Origin of the sequence: Moorena sp. SIO3A2, assembly GCF_010672265.1 — a bacterium.
In the GTDB taxonomy this organism is placed as follows: domain Bacteria; phylum Cyanobacteriota; class Cyanobacteriia; order Cyanobacteriales; family Coleofasciculaceae; genus Moorena; species Moorena producens.
The window spans coordinates 60,075-78,844 of sequence record NZ_JAAHHC010000006.1 but is presented as its reverse complement, the minus strand read 5'-3'; the positions used below and the strand labels follow the sequence as shown (position 1 = coordinate 78,844).

The 18,770-nt window shown below is 44.3% G+C and carries 25 protein-coding genes and 1 pseudogene; 14 read left to right on the top strand and 12 right to left on the bottom strand.

Features of this window, described 5'->3' with window-relative positions; genetic code table 11:
• Positions 1 to 57: 57 nt before the first annotated feature.
• The gene (locus F6K64_RS08140) at positions 58 to 384 is read right to left on the bottom strand and encodes a hypothetical protein (protein ID WP_008179194.1); all 327 of its coding nucleotides are present in this window, start codon (positions 382 to 384) and stop codon (positions 58 to 60) included.
• 93 nt (positions 385 to 477) lie between these two features.
• On the opposite strand from F6K64_RS08140, the gene F6K64_RS08135 reads away from it, so the two are divergent.
• Together F6K64_RS08135 and F6K64_RS08130 are read left to right on the top strand one after the other, a co-directional pair.
• On the top strand, positions 478 to 951 hold the full coding sequence (locus F6K64_RS08135) for a Fur family transcriptional regulator (protein WP_008179196.1): 474 nt from the start codon (positions 478 to 480) through the stop codon (positions 949 to 951).
• A 317-nt stretch (positions 952 to 1,268) separates the two neighbouring features.
• Entirely contained in the window at positions 1,269 to 2,582 is a 1,314-nt protein-coding gene (locus tag F6K64_RS08130; protein ID WP_438941755.1) for a quinone-dependent dihydroorotate dehydrogenase, read from the top strand.
• Positions 2,583 to 2,822: 240 nt separating this feature from the next.
• On the opposite strand, the gene F6K64_RS08125 is transcribed toward F6K64_RS08130, so the two are convergent.
• Positions 2,823 to 3,620: a PhzF family phenazine biosynthesis protein gene (locus F6K64_RS08125; RefSeq protein WP_008179202.1), complete on the bottom strand. Its 798-nt coding sequence runs from the start codon at positions 3,618 to 3,620 to the stop codon at positions 2,823 to 2,825.
• Positions 3,621 to 3,769: 149 nt separating this feature from the next.
• Positions 3,770 to 4,435 carry a DUF2808 domain-containing protein gene (locus tag F6K64_RS08120; RefSeq protein WP_008179204.1) on the bottom strand — a complete coding sequence of 222 codons (666 nt, stop codon included), beginning with the start codon at positions 4,433 to 4,435 and terminating at the stop codon, positions 3,770 to 3,772.
• 83 nt (positions 4,436 to 4,518) lie between these two features.
• On the opposite strand from F6K64_RS08120, the gene F6K64_RS08115 reads away from it, so the two are divergent.
• The 3 genes from F6K64_RS08115 to F6K64_RS08105 all read left to right on the top strand — a co-directional run bounded on the left by F6K64_RS08115 (position 4,519) and on the right by F6K64_RS08105 (position 6,550).
• A complete protein-coding gene (locus F6K64_RS08115; protein ID WP_267871979.1) occupies positions 4,519 to 4,644 on the top strand; it encodes a hypothetical protein in 126 nt (41 codons plus the stop codon).
• Positions 4,645 to 4,673: 29 nt separating this feature from the next.
• Positions 4,674 to 5,861: a 1-acyl-sn-glycerol-3-phosphate acyltransferase gene (locus tag F6K64_RS08110; protein ID WP_008179206.1), complete on the top strand. Its 1,188-nt coding sequence runs from the start codon at positions 4,674 to 4,676 to the stop codon at positions 5,859 to 5,861.
• Positions 5,862 to 6,034: 173 nt separating this feature from the next.
• Positions 6,035 to 6,550 carry a DUF4149 domain-containing protein gene (locus tag F6K64_RS08105; RefSeq protein WP_008179207.1) on the top strand — a complete coding sequence of 172 codons (516 nt, stop codon included), beginning with the start codon at positions 6,035 to 6,037 and terminating at the stop codon, positions 6,548 to 6,550.
• 96 nt (positions 6,551 to 6,646) lie between these two features.
• Here F6K64_RS08105 and F6K64_RS08100 read toward each other — a convergent pair whose 3' ends face one another.
• Together F6K64_RS08100 and F6K64_RS08095 are read right to left on the bottom strand one after the other, a co-directional pair.
• Positions 6,647 to 6,934, bottom strand: a complete 288-nt coding sequence (locus F6K64_RS08100; protein WP_008179209.1) for a TMEM165/GDT1 family protein — start codon at positions 6,932 to 6,934, stop codon at positions 6,647 to 6,649.
• 147 nt (positions 6,935 to 7,081) lie between these two features.
• Positions 7,082 to 7,408: a TMEM165/GDT1 family protein gene (locus tag F6K64_RS08095; protein ID WP_008179210.1), complete on the bottom strand. Its 327-nt coding sequence runs from the start codon at positions 7,406 to 7,408 to the stop codon at positions 7,082 to 7,084.
• 497 nt (positions 7,409 to 7,905) lie between these two features.
• Between F6K64_RS08095 and psaK the strand changes: the two genes are divergently transcribed.
• Entirely contained in the window at positions 7,906 to 8,196 is a 291-nt protein-coding gene (gene psaK, locus F6K64_RS08090) for a photosystem I reaction center subunit PsaK (protein ID WP_008179213.1), read from the top strand.
• Between the two features lie 75 nt (positions 8,197 to 8,271).
• Here the strand turns inward: psaK and cbiM are convergent, their stop codons facing one another.
• The 3 genes from cbiM to F6K64_RS08075 all read right to left on the bottom strand — a co-directional run bounded on the left by cbiM (position 8,272) and on the right by F6K64_RS08075 (position 10,630).
• Entirely contained in the window at positions 8,272 to 8,949 is a 678-nt protein-coding gene (gene cbiM, locus F6K64_RS08085) for a cobalt transporter CbiM (protein WP_287265243.1), read from the bottom strand.
• Positions 8,936 to 9,430: a carboxypeptidase-like regulatory domain-containing protein gene (locus tag F6K64_RS08080; RefSeq protein ID WP_287265242.1), complete on the bottom strand. Its 495-nt coding sequence runs from the start codon at positions 9,428 to 9,430 to the stop codon at positions 8,936 to 8,938. The genes cbiM and F6K64_RS08080 overlap by 14 nt, the downstream gene beginning before the upstream one ends.
• 390 nt (positions 9,431 to 9,820) lie before the next feature.
• Entirely contained in the window at positions 9,821 to 10,630 is an 810-nt protein-coding gene (locus tag F6K64_RS08075) for a DUF4382 domain-containing protein (RefSeq protein ID WP_287265241.1), read from the bottom strand.
• Between the two features lie 110 nt (positions 10,631 to 10,740).
• Between F6K64_RS08075 and F6K64_RS08070 the strand changes: the two genes are divergently transcribed.
• The 5 genes and pseudogenes from F6K64_RS08070 to F6K64_RS08050 all read left to right on the top strand — a co-directional run bounded on the left by F6K64_RS08070 (position 10,741) and on the right by F6K64_RS08050 (position 13,751).
• Positions 10,741 to 10,872 (top strand): hypothetical protein, encoded by a 132-nt coding sequence (locus F6K64_RS08070; RefSeq protein ID WP_267873691.1) that lies wholly within the window; start codon positions 10,741 to 10,743, stop codon positions 10,870 to 10,872.
• Positions 10,860 to 11,063 (top strand): hypothetical protein, encoded by a 204-nt coding sequence (locus F6K64_RS08065; protein ID WP_008179222.1) that lies wholly within the window; start codon positions 10,860 to 10,862, stop codon positions 11,061 to 11,063. The genes F6K64_RS08070 and F6K64_RS08065 overlap by 13 nt, the downstream gene beginning before the upstream one ends.
• 435 nt (positions 11,064 to 11,498) lie before the next feature.
• Positions 11,499 to 12,471 (top strand): annotated as a pseudogene (locus tag F6K64_RS08060) (transposase family protein); the annotation flags it as partial.
• Positions 12,472 to 13,208: 737 nt separating this feature from the next.
• Complete coding sequence (locus tag F6K64_RS08055) at positions 13,209 to 13,394, top strand: hypothetical protein (protein WP_287265239.1); 186 nt, start codon at positions 13,209 to 13,211, stop codon at positions 13,392 to 13,394.
• A 102-nt stretch (positions 13,395 to 13,496) separates the two neighbouring features.
• On the top strand, positions 13,497 to 13,751 hold the full coding sequence (locus F6K64_RS08050) for a hypothetical protein (RefSeq protein ID WP_008179228.1): 255 nt from the start codon (positions 13,497 to 13,499) through the stop codon (positions 13,749 to 13,751).
• Between the two features lie 649 nt (positions 13,752 to 14,400).
• Here the strand turns inward: F6K64_RS08050 and mraY are convergent.
• Entirely contained in the window at positions 14,401 to 15,510 is a 1,110-nt protein-coding gene (gene mraY, locus F6K64_RS08045) for a phospho-N-acetylmuramoyl-pentapeptide-transferase (RefSeq protein ID WP_008179230.1), read from the bottom strand.
• 15 nt (positions 15,511 to 15,525) lie between these two features.
• Here mraY and F6K64_RS08040 point away from each other — a divergent pair, with 15 nt between their 5' ends.
• Positions 15,526 to 15,765, top strand: a complete 240-nt coding sequence (locus F6K64_RS08040; protein WP_131826983.1) for a hypothetical protein — start codon at positions 15,526 to 15,528, stop codon at positions 15,763 to 15,765.
• Between the two features lie 73 nt (positions 15,766 to 15,838).
• Positions 15,839 to 16,036, top strand: a complete 198-nt coding sequence (locus F6K64_RS08035; protein WP_287254595.1) for a hypothetical protein — start codon at positions 15,839 to 15,841, stop codon at positions 16,034 to 16,036.
• Between the two features lie 281 nt (positions 16,037 to 16,317).
• Here the strand turns inward: F6K64_RS08035 and F6K64_RS08030 are convergent, their stop codons facing one another.
• The gene (locus F6K64_RS08030) at positions 16,318 to 16,569 is read right to left on the bottom strand and encodes a hypothetical protein (protein WP_131826982.1); all 252 of its coding nucleotides are present in this window, start codon (positions 16,567 to 16,569) and stop codon (positions 16,318 to 16,320) included.
• Between the two features lie 29 nt (positions 16,570 to 16,598).
• Complete coding sequence (locus tag F6K64_RS08025) at positions 16,599 to 17,498, bottom strand: phytanoyl-CoA dioxygenase family protein (protein WP_287265238.1); 900 nt, start codon at positions 17,496 to 17,498, stop codon at positions 16,599 to 16,601.
• Positions 17,499 to 17,862: 364 nt separating this feature from the next.
• On the opposite strand from F6K64_RS08025, the gene F6K64_RS08020 reads away from it, so the two are divergent.
• Positions 17,863 to 18,000, top strand: a complete 138-nt coding sequence (locus F6K64_RS08020; RefSeq protein ID WP_287254599.1) for a hypothetical protein — start codon at positions 17,863 to 17,865, stop codon at positions 17,998 to 18,000.
• Positions 18,001 to 18,635: 635 nt separating this feature from the next.
• Here the strand turns inward: F6K64_RS08020 and F6K64_RS08015 are convergent.
• Positions 18,636 to 18,743 carry a four helix bundle protein gene (locus F6K64_RS08015; protein WP_008179236.1) on the bottom strand — a complete coding sequence of 36 codons (108 nt, stop codon included), beginning with the start codon at positions 18,741 to 18,743 and terminating at the stop codon, positions 18,636 to 18,638.
• Positions 18,744 to 18,770: the final 27 nt, after the last annotated feature.

The window sequence follows — 18,770 nt, the reverse complement described above, 5'->3', positions numbered from 1 at the left end:
GCCGTCAGCCGTCAGCCGTCAGCCGTCAGCTAAAGTAACTCAGCATTATTCCAATGCTTACCTGTTGTCTTGATCCCAAGCGCGAGTGGGGGAAACCACGGCAGCGCGGTCATGGGGGGAACCCCCTTTGGCGGCGCTGCCTCCCCAAGACCGTAATGGTGCGTTTGACCCGTAATTAAATTCGCCACGGGTCGCACCTCTGCATCGCTTATTCAAAAGCACCATCTGTAGCACCTCAAGTAGCGTGCGCATTAGCTGATAGCTGATAGCTGATAGCTGATAGCTGATAGCTGATAGCTGATAGCTGATAGCTGATAGCTGATAGCTGATAGCTGATAGCTGATAGCTGATAGCTGATAGCTGAATACTTACGTTCCCGATCACACAAGAGCCTTGCCCTGGATTAACTGGATAGCTGGCTGAGCTATCAGTAGATTTATAGGGGATTCCTTTTGGTTAAACTCATCAACTCATGTCATGCAACAAGAAGCGGCAGCTGCTAAACCAATTCGTTCACTAGAAGATGCTATCGATAAGTGTCAGACCCTGGGTATGCGTCTGAGTCGTCAACGTCGCTTCATCCTAGAACTGTTATGGGAAGCTAAAGACCATCTGTCAGCGCGAGACATTTATGACCGATTGAATCAACAAGGGAAAGATATTGGTCATACTTCTGTTTACCAGAATTTAGATGCCCTATCTAGTCAAGGTATTATTGAATGTATTGAGCGCTCGGATGGACGGTTGTACGGCAATATCAGCGATAATCATAGCCATGTCAATTGCCTGGATACAAACCAGATTCTTGATGTTTATGTAGAACTACCGGAAAACTTGCTCAAGCAAATTGAGGAACAAACTGGTGTAAAGATTACGGAATATCGGATTGATTTTTATGGTTACCGTCAGGACCAATCACCTAACTCCCCTTCGGAGGGGGTAAGCGAGTAGGGAGTAGGGAGTAGGGAGTAGGGAGTAGGGAGTAGGGAGTAGGGAGTAGGGAGTAGGGGTTGCGAAAATTGACTGTACTTCAGTGAAAAAATGTCATTTGAGTTACCGAAAAAACAGACTTTTTTTTATGGTTTGGCCATAACGCAACTAATCAATCAAAGAATCAATCAAAGTATGACGTTTGAATGGGGCAATTAAAAATTGAAGTAAATCCACAGTTGTTAATAAAAACTAGCCAGATGGTGGAGTATTTTGTTAAGCACTGAGCTACTGACCGACTCATTACGATGGATATTTACCAATCTACCATTCGTCCAATTCTCTTTTCTGGGTTGAAGACAGATCCAGAATGGTTACACAATAGAACTCTGGGGCTATTGAGCTGGCTGTCATCGAATCAGAAATCTACTCTAGGTCACTGGCTTCAGGGTCAATTACAGCAAAGGTTTTGCCTAAATGATGCTCGCCTTGAACAAACCCTCTGGGGAGTAAACTTCCCCAACCCTCTCGGTTTAGCAGCAGGGTTTGATAAAGATGGTGTGGCTGCTGGAATTTGGGGAAGCTTAGGGTTTGGCTTTGCTGAACTCGGTACTGTAACCTTTCATGGTCAACCGGGAAATCCTCGTCCTCGTCTATTTCGCTTGATAGAGGACAAAGCTGCTCTGAATCGGATGGGATTTAATAATCTCGGAGCTACAGCAATGGCTGCTCGATTAGAACAGTTGAAGGTTAACAGGTTACAGGTACAACCACCGTTGAAGGTTAACAGGTTACAGGTACAACCACCGTTGAAGGTTAACAGGTTACAGGTACAACCACCGTTGAAGGTTAACAGGTTACAGGTTGCAGGTTTAGAAAAGAACCTACCGGAAGAGAAAGGCAAGGGCGAACAACCTACCGGTAGGGAACGCCTTGGGCAAACAACTTTCAACCGGATCCAAGCTTCAGGTTTAACTATTCCGATTGGCATTAATCTAGGTAAATCTAAAGTAACACCCCTAGCAGAGGCAGCAGATGACTATCGGTCGAGTTTTGGCCTGTTGAGGGAATTGGGGGATTACTTTGTGGTGAATGTGAGTTCACCGAATACACCAGGATTGCGATCGCTTCAGGATGCCACTCAACTTAGTCTGATCTTAGATGCTCTGCAACAGGAAAACGTTTCCCAAAAGCCGATTCTGGTCAAGATTGCCCCGGATTTAGAGTGGAATGCGATCGCAGATGTGCTTGAGCTTGCCCAAACCTATGGGTTAGCTGGGATTATTGCTACTAACACTACCATCCGTCGGGATCTGCTCAAAACACAACGGATTGCGGCAACGGGCAAACCGGTAACGGAAGAAGCTGGGGGGATTAGTGGAGCTCCTTTGCGTCAACGTTCTACAGACGTAATTCGATTTATCTGGCAGGAAACTCAAGGAACTTTACCGATTATAGGGGTTGGAGGGATTTTTACGGCGGAGGATGCTTGGGAGAAGATTACTGCAGGTGCTAGTCTAATTCAGGTGTACACGGGTTGGATTTATAACGGTCCATGGATGGTAAGGCAGATTCTGCAAGGGCTGTTGCAGAAGTTGGAGGAAAGAGGCATGAGTTCAATTTCTGAGGCAGTGGGTTCTGGGTCTGGTTGAAGGTTGAAGGTTGAAGGTTGAAGGTTGAAGGTTGTTTGGTTGAACGCGATCGCGTGGCCTTTTGGCCAAGGTTGTCTGTCAGAATGCAGAATTTAGAATGCAGAATTTAGAAGGCCGAATTTAGAATTCTACATTCTTAATTCTACATTCTACATTTTTAATTCTACATTCTTAATTCTACATTCTTAATTCTACATTCTACATTCTTAATTCTTAATTCTACATTCTTAATTCAAAAATTCAGATTACCAATTCTGAGCGCAGGATAGTAACTGCTTGTCCACTCAGAAAAACGCGATCGCTACCGGTATAGTTAACCTTTACTACACCACCCCGAGAGGAGGCTTGGTAGGCTAAGAACTCATCTTTACTATTGCGCTCGCGCCAGAAGGGAGCGAGACAACAATGGGCAGAACCTGTAACTGGGTCTTCATCAATTCCCACTCTGGGGGCAAAGAATCGGTAAACAAAGTCGTATTCTGAATCACTGTCAGCCCAACTAGTAACAGTTACTGTAAACAGAGGTAAGGTTTTCATCAGTTGGAAATTGGGCTGCATCTGCTTGACCAACTCTTCCGACTCGACCTCCACCAAATAGCCTAGGGAATTTTTCCCAACCCACTTGATGGGTACACCTAAGGCTTGGCTGAGTGCTTCTGGAGTACTGATAACTTCTGAGGGAATCACCGGGAAATCCAGTTGAATCCACTCACCCTGGCGCTGAGCTATCAGCAATTCATTCTTGGTGTAGAACCGAATCGTTTGATCAGGGGAGACATGTCCCTCTGACCAGAGAACATGAGCACTAGCTAGGGTGGCGTGACCGCATAAGAAGACTTCCACTGTTGGTGTAAACCAACGCAAATTGAAACCATCCTCTTGCTTGACTAGAAATGCGGTTTCAGATAAATTCATCTCTCGGGCTACGTTTTGCATCCAGCTGTCATCTTGGGCAGTTGGTAAAACACAGATAGCAGCAGGATTTCCTGTAAAGGGTTTACTGGTGAAAGCGTCTACTTGAATAATGGTTTGTCCCATAATCAGGCAAAAGGTTAAATCAAGTCTGGTTAAGGATTTTTAAAATGATTGATTGTGTTAATTTTAAATTGTTAAGTGTCACTTGATCATTAACAATTTAAAATTAACAATTAATTAACAATTAACATGCCATAAATTTTCCGAAGATGTTATCTAGAATTGAGCCTGTCTCCGGCGGGAGAGTAGAACTGTAAACGTCCAACACCTAAATATAAACCATAGGGCCTATCTCCAGGGGGGAAAGCTGTAACCCCAAACAGATAGACACCACCCCATCGTGGATTACGAACAGGACGAAGCCCAACTGTAATGGTTTTTCCTGGGTTTACTGGTGGATCGAAGGTAACTGAAATTGTTTTGGTTGAGTCGTCTTTTGTTACCCTTCCCAGAGATAACGGCTGACCCCGGTCTTGGTAGGTTCCTTCAAATGCTGAGGATTTCTCGGGATAGAATCGAATCTTATATCCTCCTTGACGCTGATTAATGGTTAATCTTTGGAGTGGTTCACCTATATCCCCTGGTAAGTCCACGGTGAAATAGTATGTTCCTCCTCGAACATCAGCTTGATTAAAGGTAGTTACTGCATCCAACAACCTAGGAGATTTCTCAAATGAAACTCTGCCATCCGCTAACTGAACGGCTTGGGTTGAGGGAGTATCCAAAATTACTAAGGATAAGACTAAGGCTATAGTAATTTTGAGCAAGTTTACCGAAAACAGAAGGGGCGCACGGAAGCTCAATCTCTTTAGAGCTGGGATCAAGGGTGACGCGGTGGTATATGAGGCCGTCTTTTCTTTGATTTCACCATCTAACATGTTGACACTAGTGATGATTCTTGTTATTTGATAATTCTAAGGTAAAAGGTTAGTAGGGAAAGCATAATTGATCCTGTACAACTATGGCATCTGTCTGTAGTGAGGAAAATCACGAAGGGAGTAAAGGTGGGGAAGCATGGCACCATGCACAATGGCAAAATCAAGTATTTAAAGTCAAACTAGTATTTATTATTTCCCCATCTCCGTGATCTTCCGATCTCCTCTTGGAATACATCCTATGTCTGTTTTGTCAAGCCCTCAATTCTATCCACCTAGGCTCAATCCCGTATTAACCCGCCTCTGTCAAAGCTTTTCTGATCTACTCGCCGATAATTTTTATAAACTGAAGTTAGTGGTTGAGTCTACGGACCTAGAGAAACTGGCTCGGTTGGAAGAGGAACGGGTGGTTTATCTCCCGAATCATCCTACCCTTGATGATGGGGTGGTTCTGTTTCTGTTATCAACTCGGTTAGGGCAACTGTTTCACTATGTTGTGGCTTACGAGAGTTTCCGGGGATGGAACAAAAAATTTCTGCCCCTGATGGGAGCCTACTCGATTAGACGGGGTTTAGGCGATCGCGCCAGCATTGCCCAAACCCTAAAGTTACTGAAGCAACCGAGTTGTGATTTGGTAATTTTCCCCGAAGGCGGCTGCTCTTATCAAAATGATACGGTTATGCCCTTCCGAACGGGAGCTATTCAACTGCCTCTACAAGCAATGAACCAAATGGTCAAACAGGGTGAACCTGTTCCTAATCTCTATTTAGTACCGGTAAGTCTGAAGTACCACTACACTGATTCCATGAAGCCAGTGATTGATCAGACCCTGTCCCGTCTAGAGAAGGCGTTCAACATTAATGCGATCGCACCAAACTTCTATGGGCGTTTACGGGCTGTGGCTGAGCAAGTAATTCTTCGCTTGGAGACTGAATATGACCTGAATCTAGACCAAACCACTCAGATGGATTGGAACCAACGGATTAACCAGCTCAAAACTCATCTGTTGAGTGAGTGTGAACAGAAGCTAGAGCTAACACCGGCAACCATGACACCAATCCGAGAACGAGTGTATAAAATTCAGTCAGTCTTAAAATCCCGTGCTCAAGAGTTAGAACAGTTTGATGAAACGACTTATGAATCAATTTACCAAGCTACTCTCCGCCTGCTGAACTTTGATGCAATTTACGATGGTTATGTTGCGGCCTCCCCTACACCAGAGCGTTTTTTAGATACCCTGACTCGACTAGAGCGGGAAGTGTTTAAGTTTGATCGACCTTTGCCGAAAGGACACCGGAAAGCGAAGCTCCGCATTGGAGACCCCATAAACCTCAAAGAGCATTTTGAGTCCTACAGACAAAACCGAGCAGCTACAGTGGAGATGTTGACCCAACAACTGCAACAGACAGTTCAAGAAAATTTATCGTAAGCATATGCGCTACGCGCATATGCTTACAGTATTACTCAACTGGATTTGAGATTAGTCCTGACAATTAATTTAAAATTTGTTTGCAAAAATACTTTTGTTTGCAAAAATACTTCACACTTTTTCCAAAAACAATTGGTTAAGCTAAGAGCAGGATAGAAAGTAGAGGAAATTTTATGAACGCTGTTTTTGGCGTGGATTCACAGCAAAGCCGCTGGCGAACCATTGCCATGTTTGCTTTAGGGTTTTGGCTGAGTAGCAGTTTGGTTATAGACTTTGTGATCATGCCATGCATGTCTACAGCTGGCATGATGAGTCAAGCTAGTTTTGCTACAGCTGGCTATTCAATCTTCTGGACATTTAATCGTGTTGAGCTTTTGTGTGGCGCTTTAATATTAGCTAGCCTCCTAGTGCTGCGTGGTAGTTCTAATCTTTATCATTACGTCAGACGCTGGTCTATTTTATTATCCCTGCTCATGCTAGGGATCGCAATCATTTATACCTACATCATGACACCCCAGATGAGCGCTATGGCTCTACAACTGAATCTTCTAGAGCCAGTGAGTGGCATGCCAGCAGGAATGGTGCAAATGCATGAAGGCTACTGGCTGCTAGAAGCAATCAAGTTAATCGGAGGGACTACACTACTTAGCTGGTGCTATCAAGACTATCGTAGATTGGTGTGTTCGTGACCTGCTCCCACACTCCCCCTAACCCCAGAGGTGATTAATGCTCGTCGAAATGATTGTCAGGTTAATCGGGTGAAAGGGAGGTGGGGTGGTGGGGGATCAATCCTCCACCGTTCCTTCTGAAGGCCACAATAGCCGTAATGCCATCAAAGCAAAGCCAATGGCTGCGATCGCTTTAAGTAGACGAGTAGGTAATAGATGAGCCACCCCTCCCCCAGCTACTACTCCCAGAAAGCTAGCAAGTATCAGTGCCGCTATAGTTCCCAAAAACACAGTACGGGGGGAATTGAGACTACCACTGAGTGCGATCGCTGCCAATTGGCTTTTGTCTCCAATTTCAGCTAAAAATACCGTTAGGAAACTTAGTCCTAGTAATTGCCAATCCATCGTCTAACCTTAAAGCATCTAACCTTCAACTTTAAACCTCCAACCTTCAACCTTGGCCTTTCGGCCACGCTACGCGAACAACCTTCAACCGTCTAACCTTCAACCGTCTAACCTTCAACCGTCTAACCTTCAACCATCTAACTAATACTAATTCAGTTTGATTGCATCCCACAGAAGCATAACTGATATCAACAGTAAAAGTGTTCCGGCAGCAGTATCTATCATCTCAGGGGAGAAGCGCTTAGCGAGCCAATGACCAATCAGTACACCTAGCAAACTAGTAGATATCAGTGCTGCGGCAGCACCAACAAACACAATCAATGGAGACTGGGATTCAGCAGTGATTAGTAGTGTTGCCAATTGGGTCTTGTCTCCCATCTCCGCTAGAAAGATGGTTAGGAAGGTTGAACTAAAGATTCCCCATACAGCCATCTGGTTTACTTTTACTGGCTGACTCTGGTCAGATTGAGTCACTGGAAAACTGCTCAAGATATAGGTACTCTATACAATTTACCAAAATTTGCATAACTTTACATAAATTCTGAGGCTGTGATCGCTCTCAAAATGTCAGGACTTAGGCGGTTAAGTTGATTTCGCCCCCCTAGCCCCCCAATTTTTCGGTGCGACCCGTGGCGAATTAAATTCGCCAACGGAAAGCGCACCGGGAGGGGTAATGATGTCAAAGTCCCCCTCTGGGGGACCAACGGGTGCAAATGCGTAAGTCCTAAATGTAAATTCTTAAAACAAGTTGAGACTTTTCTCCCCGAAAATTCTTATGATTGCTTTGGTAAGCATTCAGCTGTCAGCTGTCAGCCGTCAGCCGTAACTCAGATTAAACGTTACCGTAGCGTGGCCACAGGCCAAAGCTTACCTGTTTTATTCAAAAGCTGATTGCTGATTGCTGATTGCTGATTGCTGATTGCTGATTACTGATTGCTTAGTTGCTTTGATTGCTGATCAATTTATCAAATATGGGAGAAACTGCATTGATTAACTCAATTTTGTTAGCTGCTGTGGAAACCTCTGTTCCGGTGACCCCAGAGTGGAGTCCCACAGTGGGGATAGTAATGATTTTGTGTAATCTGTTTGCGATTACTGTTGGTCGCTTTGCCATCAAAAACCCCGGTCAAGGCCCAGCTTTACCTGGTGCCTCTGGACTGTTTGCCAATTTTGGTATCCCTGAACTCTTGGCAACTACTAGCCTGGGTCACATCCTAGGGGCTGGTGTCATCTTAGGTCTAGCCACTAGTGGTGTTCTGTAAGGTCTTAAAAAGGACTTAGCTTCAGGGGAAGAGAGGGGAGAGGGGGCAGTGGCAGAAGCCCCAATTAGTCTAAAATTATTTTTGACTTTTGATATCGTATTTGCTTCCCCTTCCCGATTCCCCTAGCAATTCTGGTTGAACTCGCTGCAAAAATAACACCACTGCCGCTGAAAACGACCCCTCGATCACCATCAGGGGAATATGAGCAACCATTAGCCCGTAAATTGCTGTCCGTTCTGCTGCCACATTAAAATTAGCAGGAATATTGGTAATGACTAGGACGAAGAATATTAGCGTCGCCACTCCCAAGCCAGCAGCACCCGCCAAGAAGCTGAAGATAGCAGTAACAATTCGATTGCCTTTACCAAACACCCGCCGCAATTGGAACAGGTGATAAGCCAAGATGGCTGATACTCCCATCATGGCTGCATTTATCCCGAGGGTGGAGAGTCCACCATGCTGGAACATAACTGCTTGAAAGAACAAACCAATCAGAATGGCAGGAACGGCATAATAACCTAAAATTGCCCCTAACAAGCCATTAAGAACGAAATGGACACTCGCTGGTGGGATGGGGAGGTGAATTGAGGATGCTACAAAAAAGGCAGCGGTCAGTAAGGATGCTCTGGGAATTGCCTCCTGGGGGTTTTTATGTTGATCAATTCGACGTAGGGCATACCAAGTGAGTCCACCAGTAGCTGCATAACCAGCAAGACAGACAGAAGCAGGGAGAATACCATCAGGAATGTGCATTAGTTTTCCTCCCTAAGAAAAAGAGTGCTGTACCCACAAATCCCCAGACACCAGCAGCTGCCATGAGCATTCTCTGAACAGGGGTGTAACTAGGACTGGTTGATGAGATCATTAGGGAGTTACCCGCTGCTGATGACTGACCCGCTACAGCAGAATTCTCTTCACCGAGAGTAATAGTAATCATGCCACCGTGACCAGCTTGGCGCACCTGAATTGTCCAATTTCCTTGCTGAGCGTAATCGGGAGCAAAGATAAACCTGCCGTTGGTGTCACTAGTCCCGGTCTGCCAAGGGGTGGTAGGATTATTGGGAGCATAAATGGTTACTTGGGCATTGGACATCGGTTTACCAGTGTCGTATTTAGCATTAATCTCAATGGCCTGGATAGTTTTAGATTCAAGCCTAGTGCCGTGAGCCTCAGCATTGACTGACCAACTCAAGACAGACACCAGGCTCAGTAGGATCAAACCTTTCCACTTCATTCTTAATTCTTTACTGTTGAGTGTTGACTGTTAAGCTAGTGTGCATTTAATTGGCACATTTTTTACTTTCCGGAAAAGTCGTCAATCCCTCTGACCCTCTGCGAATCTCCCACTCTCCCCCTCTTGTTGAGTATGCAAATTAGATGGGTCAGAGCTGATCAGGTTTGATTTTTATAGCAGTACGCACTAAGGTTAGGACAACTCTTACTTCTAAAACCTTGTTAGAGTCAACTTCTGCCTTCTGCCCGCCCCCCTTAATAAGGGGGGTTAGGGGGGATTCCTTCTGCCTTGCGCGTAGCACTATATAGCAGTACCTCTCGATTTTTCCTTGTTTTGATCACGAATTTAGGTTAAAAGATTCTGGGGTTTGGAGTAAGGGTGTTGGGTAAGTCATGACTTGGAAATTGGTGTGGATTTACAGTGACCTTCACCGACATGACCTAGGTTAGGCAGAATGTCTTGAGTAAGCTGCTGATAGGTGCGAGCTGGGAGTGCTGATTGAAGCTGAGCCATGGTCACCTCTAGTTTGCCGTCCTTAGCGAGTGCAGCTAATGGCTCAAATCCGATCGCACCAGTGTTGAGGGGGTCATTGGCGGTCGCATCACTATCGCCAAAAATGTGATCGAAGTGGAAGGTAGCTTCTATCTCAGCTTTGCCATCCTTGGCTAGAATCCCTTTGCGCTGATCACCGATAAATTCACCACACCGGTATTCAATCTCTTGGTCGAGTTTGATCACAAAATCAATGGTTTGTCCCTGCTTACTGGCTTTACCACCCATAACCAAAGTTTGACCCATTGCTGGACCAGTCTTGGCTTTGACCATTTTCCAGGAAAGAGCATTGTAATGACCAGTTGGTGCATCAGCTATCTCAGCAATCAGAATTGGCTCGGCATTCTCTCCCCCCTCCGCTAAATCGATGGTTTTGGGATTGGGCAGGATAATTTTCTCTTGGACTGAGATTTCCTTTACTGTATCGGGGTTAAAGGGAGGGTTAGTTTGGTAAGCTGTCATGTCCGCTAGGTTGATGTAAACCCGATCGAAAGATATTTGCCAACGGTCTTTGGAAACAAAGCCCTGTCGGACAAAGTCTTCACCGTTAGCCCGAAATTGCAGCTTGCCATTCCCTGCTGTAGGCTTAGTCTCGCTCTTGGGGTCACCATCACCACAGCCTGAGAGGAAAAAGACAGCTATAACCATTATGTTTACCCATATTTGCACCTTTGTGATCATGATTATGCGATCGCTTCTACCTTCGCTTTTACCTTAATTAGTATACAAAACTTAATAAAACTGAATTTTGGGGTAATGTGCAATGCCCCTCTCCCCCATCTCGCCACACTCCATTAAGGGAGTCGGGAGCGGTGCGACCCGTGGCGAATTTAATTACGGGTCAAGCGCACCGAGGGAGTCGGGAGCGGTGCGACCCGTGGCGAATTTAATTCGCCTACGGAAAGCGCACCGAGGGAGTCGGGACTGGCTAAGCGGGAAAATTGAATGTACCCCTTCAGATCTCAAACGCTATAACCGCTTTTATCATACCTATGAGGTACAGTCTTTATTGGAGCTCATTGCCTTTAAAAGCTTCAAAATTAATGTCTTATTACTTCTGCCCTCTGCCTTAAAAGGATAAGCAAAGTACCTCACCAAAATGAAAATTGCTATATCATCAAACCCAATCGTGATTTCTCATAACACCAAGAAATCCGGCGTTGCTGAATCAAAAAATGGTATATAGCGCTTTTTATCCTCATGAGGTACACATATTTTTTTACCTCTTCCCTCTTCCCTCTTCCCTCTTCCCTCTTCCCTCTTCCCTCTTCCCTCTTCCGAAGTCCCTGCTCCCTAAAACCCAAAAACTTGTACCTTACTAGATTAAAAACCGCTATTATACCATAAAATGGTAAAAAAAGGTAGGTCTTTTATTTGCAACAAAACCTACCTATTAACAATGTTACCCACATTATACCAAAACCACCTAACAAGGAAATTTACTCTAGCCGAATATATTTCCTTAAAAATTTTCGTCAATCTCTTACAGTCAATTAAAAAAGTGAGTTTATAAAAGTTAGCCAATGCTCTCCCTTTACCGATTAAATTTGAAAGTATAATAAAAATAATTAAAAGATTTTTATGATCTCCCAATCTAACACTTGACAAAGTTTGGTTGCCAATAGTTGAAGACTGATTGAAAACCTACTTTACTGATAATCAAATAATTTATTTAGCAATTGATAGAACGAATTGGGGTTCCATCAATTTATTAATGGTTAGCTTAATTTGGGAGAAAAGGGCGTTTCCAGTATATTTTACTTTGTTGCCAAAGGGAGTAGTAATTTAACAGAACAACAAATAATCTTGTCAAAAGTTATCCCGCTTCTTGATGCAGTCGCTCATGGGGTAAACCCCATGAGCGACTGCATCAAGACAAGGAGTTAAAGTTACCAAAACCCGTGGTTTTTCCAGTTTTAATGTTGCTGGTAAGTGGCAACGTAAACTCAAAGGAAGAGCGCCGTTCGCGTAGCGTGGCCATTCGCGCAGCGTGGCCCAAAGGCCAAGGCCAAAGAAGGATGGTTTATTTTGACAAACTTTGATAAATTAGAGTTGGCAATTTCCGCTTACAAAAAAAGATTTAATATAGAGTGTTTAGAGATTTCAAGAGTGGTGGTTATAATTTAGAAAACACTAAAGTTGAGGGTAAACGGTTTATTTCTATAGTTTTATTGATATCTATAGCTTATACTTCTGCAACTTTTAAAGGTCAACATATTAAACGTAAAGGAATCCAAAGTTATGTGGGTCGTGTAAAAGAATATGGACGTATGGAGCGGAGACATAGCGGTGCGACCCAAGGCCGGGTTCCCCGGCCTTGGAGGCGCGCACCGTCCAGTTTTTACGTTGGTTTATATGGTCAAACCTGGATAAAGTTTAAGGATGTTTGTCTAGAATTAGTAACCGAATTAATGAAATTAAATCCTAATAAACGAAAGTATTATCAACGAGGTTTAAGGGCTATGTCGCTTATAGAATCTGCGTTTTAGCTTATTTCGTCACCCCCTCAGATTTTTTATACTAATTTACCACACTTAATCTAGGAGAGCCATTTATTTTTGGTTTGTGTCAGGTTAATTATTTCCTAATCACAATTACATACTAGGCGGTTTTTTTTAGGTATGCAAGGGGTTTTTAAAAGGCTTAGGGACATTAAAAATGCCTTGTGTCTTTTAGGTAGTAGTAATTGGTTATTCGTCATTTTTCCTTTGGATGCCAGCCCTTTGCCTGGAATACTATGGGATTATTATTCGATTAGATAAATAGCTAATTAGGGAAATTAGGGACATAATTATTGCTGTTTTTTCTTTTGTTATTTTATTTGTTGTGGGAGAAAAAGAATGAAGTATAGCGGTCTTTAGGGAGCAGGGACTGAGGCCGTGGGTCACGCGGGGCGCGTTCGGAGCAGGGAACAGGGAACAGGGAACAGGGAATAGGGAACAGAGAACAGAGAAGAGGGAATAGGGAGTCGGGAGTCGGGAGTCGAGGGGAGTCGGGAAATGGGTAAATGGGGAGATGGGGAGAATTATCCCGGATATTTTGGTAGATTTGGATACATATTTTGAGGAGTTTCTAGGCTCTGATTTAGGTCACAGCGTCGAAGCCTGTGCTACAAAGCTGTTTGATATATGCGATCGCGAAAGTATTGGTGAAATAGTCCAGTCAATTTTCCCCGCCCCGACTGGGATCTCCCGACTGTTTGATATATGCGATCGCGTCTGTAATCGTGATCAGCTCCAGTCAATTTTCCCCACCCCGATTCCCGACTCCCGATTCCCGACTCCCGATTCCCGTTCCCCTCCTGGGAGGGGTTAGGGGTGGGTTCCGATTCCCGATTCCCGATTCCCGACTCCCGACTCCCGACTCCCGACTCCCTAATTTATTAGCAATTCAATATTTTGTTCAACCTTAAAATATTAATTAATTTAAATTAATATCAAAAATAAGTGACCTTAACGTCGTCAAAGTATACAATAAATATATTGCAATTTTCAGCAAAAGGAAACGAATCATTATGGCTCAAAATTTCGTCCCCAACCCTGGTGATAATCCCAACCAGCCTAGTGTGCCTAAGCCCTCTGGTGAGGGACAGCGACGACGGGAACAAATCAAACATATCTTAAGTGGTTCTCCCCAAGCTGTTCGGAACACAATTTCTACACTTTATGCCGTTGGTTACGCGCAGGTTAATGATTGGAGCACACCTCAACCTACTGAAAATCCTGGAGAGGTGATCAGTATTTTGATTCGATATGTGCTGCTAGATTAAGCTAGATTAAGATAGTAATTTGCCAGGGATTCCAATCCCTGGCTAAGACGAAGCCTCAAGTTTCAAGGATAATTTAGTGTGTTGTGGATTCCGACAATTGACCGGCTAAGTAGAGCACAACTAACATGATTCGGTGGTTTCACTAGTGGCTTGAGGTGCAGCTAGGCTGTGAAGCGTGGAAAATGGCAATAAATAATTCGGTCAAGGATTGGCGTTAACCAAAACTTGACCGAATTTTTTTTAAAAGGGAAGCGGGAGTAAAAACTGAAGTAAATTCCTCTAGACTGCCTGATTTATGGGTGGTGACGGAAATTAACTCTGAAAGGTAACAGTTTCAATGTTGACCTTTGATACTTGAGTGTTGCTAGAGTTGGCTAATTCGCGATCGCGGCTTATATCATGTCCGGATAATTAATGATAAAAAACCATTTCCCTTTAGACATTACTCCTTTTCTTCTGCCAAATGCCAAATGCCAAATGCCAAATGCTTTCGATTTGCCAAAGTGTAACTATTCAACCGGAGATAATATTACCTATTCGTCAAGTCAGGTAAACCTTCAGCAAAAACTCCCCCCTTAACGAGATTGGGGGGAGGAATTTTTCCACACTAATGATCCAGTCCGTTTATGAGCTAGCTGTTGTAGGTTGGTTACCCCAAACACAACAAGACCAGAAGCCCATTAACTAAATAAAATACCGCCACTATCTGGGTCTCTGACCAGCCAGAAAGTTCCAGATGATTGTGGAACGGTGACATTTTTAATAAACGTTTACCCACCCCATTGGCATCTTTGGTGGCTTTATAGTAACTAACTTGAGCAATCACTGAGACGGCTTCTAGGAAGAAAATACCACTAATTATAAATAAACCCCAAAGGTTCCCAGTCAAAAGTCCTACTGCTGCTAGTGCTCCTCCTAGGGCTAGAGAACCGGTATCCCCCATAAAGACTTTGGCGGGATTGCAGTTGTGGGCAATAAAACCCAGGCAACTGCCACTCATACAAGCACAGAAGACCATTAAACCAAGGGAGGTTGGAGCAATCAGGGCAGCTAGTCCTAAAAATGCGATCGCACAGGTTCCTGCTGCTAGTCCATCCACTCCATCGGTAAGATTAGTAGCATTACTTTCTGCTAATAGCACAAATATACCCAGGGGCCAAAACAAAAATCCCAAGGGTAAGACGATTCCCAAGGGTAGGGTGATGTTAGTGATACTGGCTGGCTGCGTTTGTGCTAACCATATACAAAACAGTAAACTGACCACAATTTGTAAGGCCAGTTTCATTCTCGGTGACATCCCTTTATTAGAACGGCGTTGGACTACTTGCCAATCGTCCACCCAGCCGATTAACAGATAGCCAAGGGTGGCTAGGGATACCGCTAGGACTGGGGTAAAATCCTGCTGTGGGAGGAATAATCCTGACCACACCAGGGCAATCACCACCGCTACCGGCACAAAAAATATGCCACCCATGGTGGGGGTACCCGCTTTCTGTAAATGGGATTGGGGACCCTCTTGACGAATAATCTGACCCATTTTGAGTGCTTGTAGAAAGGGGACTGCTCGATATCCAATCCCAGTAGTGACCAGAGCACAGATCAACAGGGGTATGGTGATGGAGTTACCTGCGATCAGGGAGCGAGCTGCTGTCCCATCCAGAATTAATGCACCCAGAGTTAAGCCGATTGATAGAATATATAGGAGTTTAGTTCCCGTTAAGTTGAACAACTGCCCAGACAATCGTTTAGAATCTACCACAAGCCTCTTATTCCTTTGTTGAACACTCCTCACAAAGATACAATTCCCTGTATCTTTGCTTATATCCGTATAATTTACGGTTACGAGTCAAATCCTAACATCAAAGGTCTGCGATCGCTCAGGGTAGGACTGATTTTTGAAAATTTACGAGATGATCAAGCTATGACCGGATCACAGGATGACCGGATCACCGCATCACGCCATGACCGGATCACTACCAAGGTCTGGGGAGATCAGAAACACTACAGATGGTGATGGTCAGCTCGTAAGCATTCAGTTAGCATTCAGTTATCAGCGTGTCGCGTATCAGCGTGTCGCGTATCAGCTAATGGGCTACGCGCAGGCTACGCCAACAGCTTATGGGCTACAGATGGTGCTACTTGAGGTGCTATCAGCGTGTCGCGTATCAGCTTTCAGCTTTCAGCTTTTGAATAAAACAGCTAACCATTTGTTTAACAAGATTCGCGGAATTCCCCAACCTGGCCTTTGGCCAGGCTACGCGAACGTTCAGGTTGGGGATGGATAGCGAAACGACAAGTTGTGACAAATCTTGACGAATCATGCTATAATAATTATGGTTGCTGACCCGCCTGACCGACTAAAAGGCTACCTTGCAAACGGTCTAATATCCAATCAGTTTTAGGCCAAAAGGTATAAAAGTACTAGCGGAGCTCAGGGAAGAGACTTGCCCCAGCTGGTTAGTCATAGTGCTGTAATTCCAAGGTAAGTCTGTCGTGAAAGTTATACGTCCTTAGAAGGCGGATGTCTGCCTGTGGACGCTGAGTAAGACCAATATTAGCGCGGCTTTTAGAGGCGTCGGGGACGCGCGCGGGAAACCCTTTTGACGAATAAGACCGTCCCTGATTTGAGTTGAGAATTGGAAGCCCCAACCGAGAGCGTTGCAGGTTGGGGTACTTCACTCTGAGTTATTTCCACAAAGCTGTTCGCGTAGCGTGAGCCTTTGGCTGACGGCTGACCGCTGACGGCTGACCGCTGACGGCTGACCGCTGACGGCTGACGGCTGACCCCTGAATGCTTACGAACAGCTGGGTTAATCATGGCGCAACTCCACTGTGATGATCACAGCTTTAATCTAAAAAGAGACAATCTTGTTGTCGTTGGCTTAGCCCGCTGGCAATGGCTTGCAACTGGTTTTTAGAGAAGATCATTCTCTCAAAGGTTGTGATCGGTCGTCTAGAAGTGTAGCCAAAAGTCATTGAGTATCGCTCTGATCCAGTAGGTGGTTTCAGACGATGGAAAATGCTGCGTGTGTCAGTAAAAATTACTGTGCCGTAGGGTCCTGAGCAAGGGTTCCAGATAGATTTAGGCGCAATCCTTGCCATGTCTTTATCCGAGACAAAACCAGAACTGTAATAATTGTAGTTCAGGGTTTGAGCTAATGATGAGGTTAAATTTCTGGGAATATATTCAAAAGGGCCACCATCTAACCCCACATCATTCAAGTAGATAATGATTTTCACCATGCGATAGTCTTCTGGATCTACGTGCCATTGCCTGACATGTACTGGTTTTCCATCGGCAATATTCCTTTGAAGGGTTACACCAACAAAGAACACTGGAACACCAAGGTAATTTTCTACAATATCAAGCAATCGTTCGTTAAGTCCCCACTTGAAAATTTGTGGGTAACTAATTAGCTCTTCGCGATAGTTTATATAAGACTGAGTTTTCGGTATGGGCAATGCCCGTAATTTTGGTAATATATCCTCAGCATTATCTATCAGTTCCTTAGAGTAAATTCCTAACTCTTCTAAAGAAGTAACAAACGTTCCTTGTCTGTTTAGATAATTCAACAATGGTAAATCTACTGGTGCTAGGGCAGGAAGGGAATTATAATGGTTTTCTCGTCGGATGAGATAGTCCCCATAGTAGAAATTATGTAGCATCGGTATGCGGAAAGACTCTCTCTTAATTTTTCCCGGTAAACGTTTGGTCTTTTTTCCCAAAGAATTACCAATCAAAATCATAAAATCACTAACATAGTTCTACTTAAATTGATAGAATACCATAATCAAATGTATAGGTTAATACTGAATAATTGCATTTTAATAAATCAATATTTTGAAGTTTATATTGCGGTGAAAAGTTTATAATAAGCTAAGTTTATAACTATCTCTTATGACTATAAAATATCTAGCCTATCATCGACTATAAAGTCCGGTTAATCATTTCCCAAATATTTTTTATTTGGTAATGGGTAATCGTAAACTACCAATTCCCAATTCCTAGCATCAGGGTCAGCATTCAGCAGTCAGCAGTCAGCAGTCAGCTTATTTTATTCAAAAGTACCTCAAGTAGTGTGGCACAGGCTTCGACTATCAGCCAAAGGCCTTGGCCTATGGCCACGCTACGCGAATGGCCACGCTACTTGAGGTGCTTATGCGCTATGGGCACGCTACTGTTCGCGCAGCACCTCAAGTAGCGCAATCGGTGCTTTTAGGTGCGACCCGTGGCGAATTTAATAATTAGATGCGGAAAGCGCACCTTTGAATAAAAGAGGTAAGCAAAAGTTTAATCTGAGTTATAGCACTACGCATTAAGGTTAGGACATTTATAAAAGCAGCAAAAGCTATTATAATCAGCTATTGCTAGCATGCTAGCATGCTAGCATGCCTGGCACGTAGCGCTATACCTCTGCTGCGATGGGATTCATAGTCTTTGGCTAAGAGTTAAGTTAAGATCTTCAGCCGTAAGCATTCAGCCGTCAGGGGTCAGCGGTCAGCTTAAAATAAAGCTCGTTCCCGTAGCGTGCGCATGGCCCAAACGATATAATTTAATAGTTCGAGATTAATGATAATTGAAAGTCACCAGAAAAGTCCATTGCGCATTGCGCATCGGCGCACGCTACTTGAGGTGCTTTGTGGCACAGGCTTCGACCCTGGGACTTTGCTCAAATTAAACTAATGCTTACCTCTTTTATTCTTAACGCTTTCCTCCTCAACCGTACCCATAGCGCATAAGCACCTCAAGTCGCGTGCGTGGCACAGGCTTCGACCCTGGGAGGTAGCGCATTAGCTGATAGCACCTCAAGTAGCACCATCTGTAGCGCATAAGCACCTCAAGTAGGGTGCGTGGCAAAGGCTTCGACCCTGGGAGGTAGCGCATTAGCTGATAGCTGAATGCTTACCTTCTGCCAGTAACAGGTGATATTCAAGTTCACTGGCTGAACCCATAGCAATTTGAAGAAAACGGGCTAGTTCGGCTTCTGACAAACGTAAGCATTAAGCTGACTGCTGACT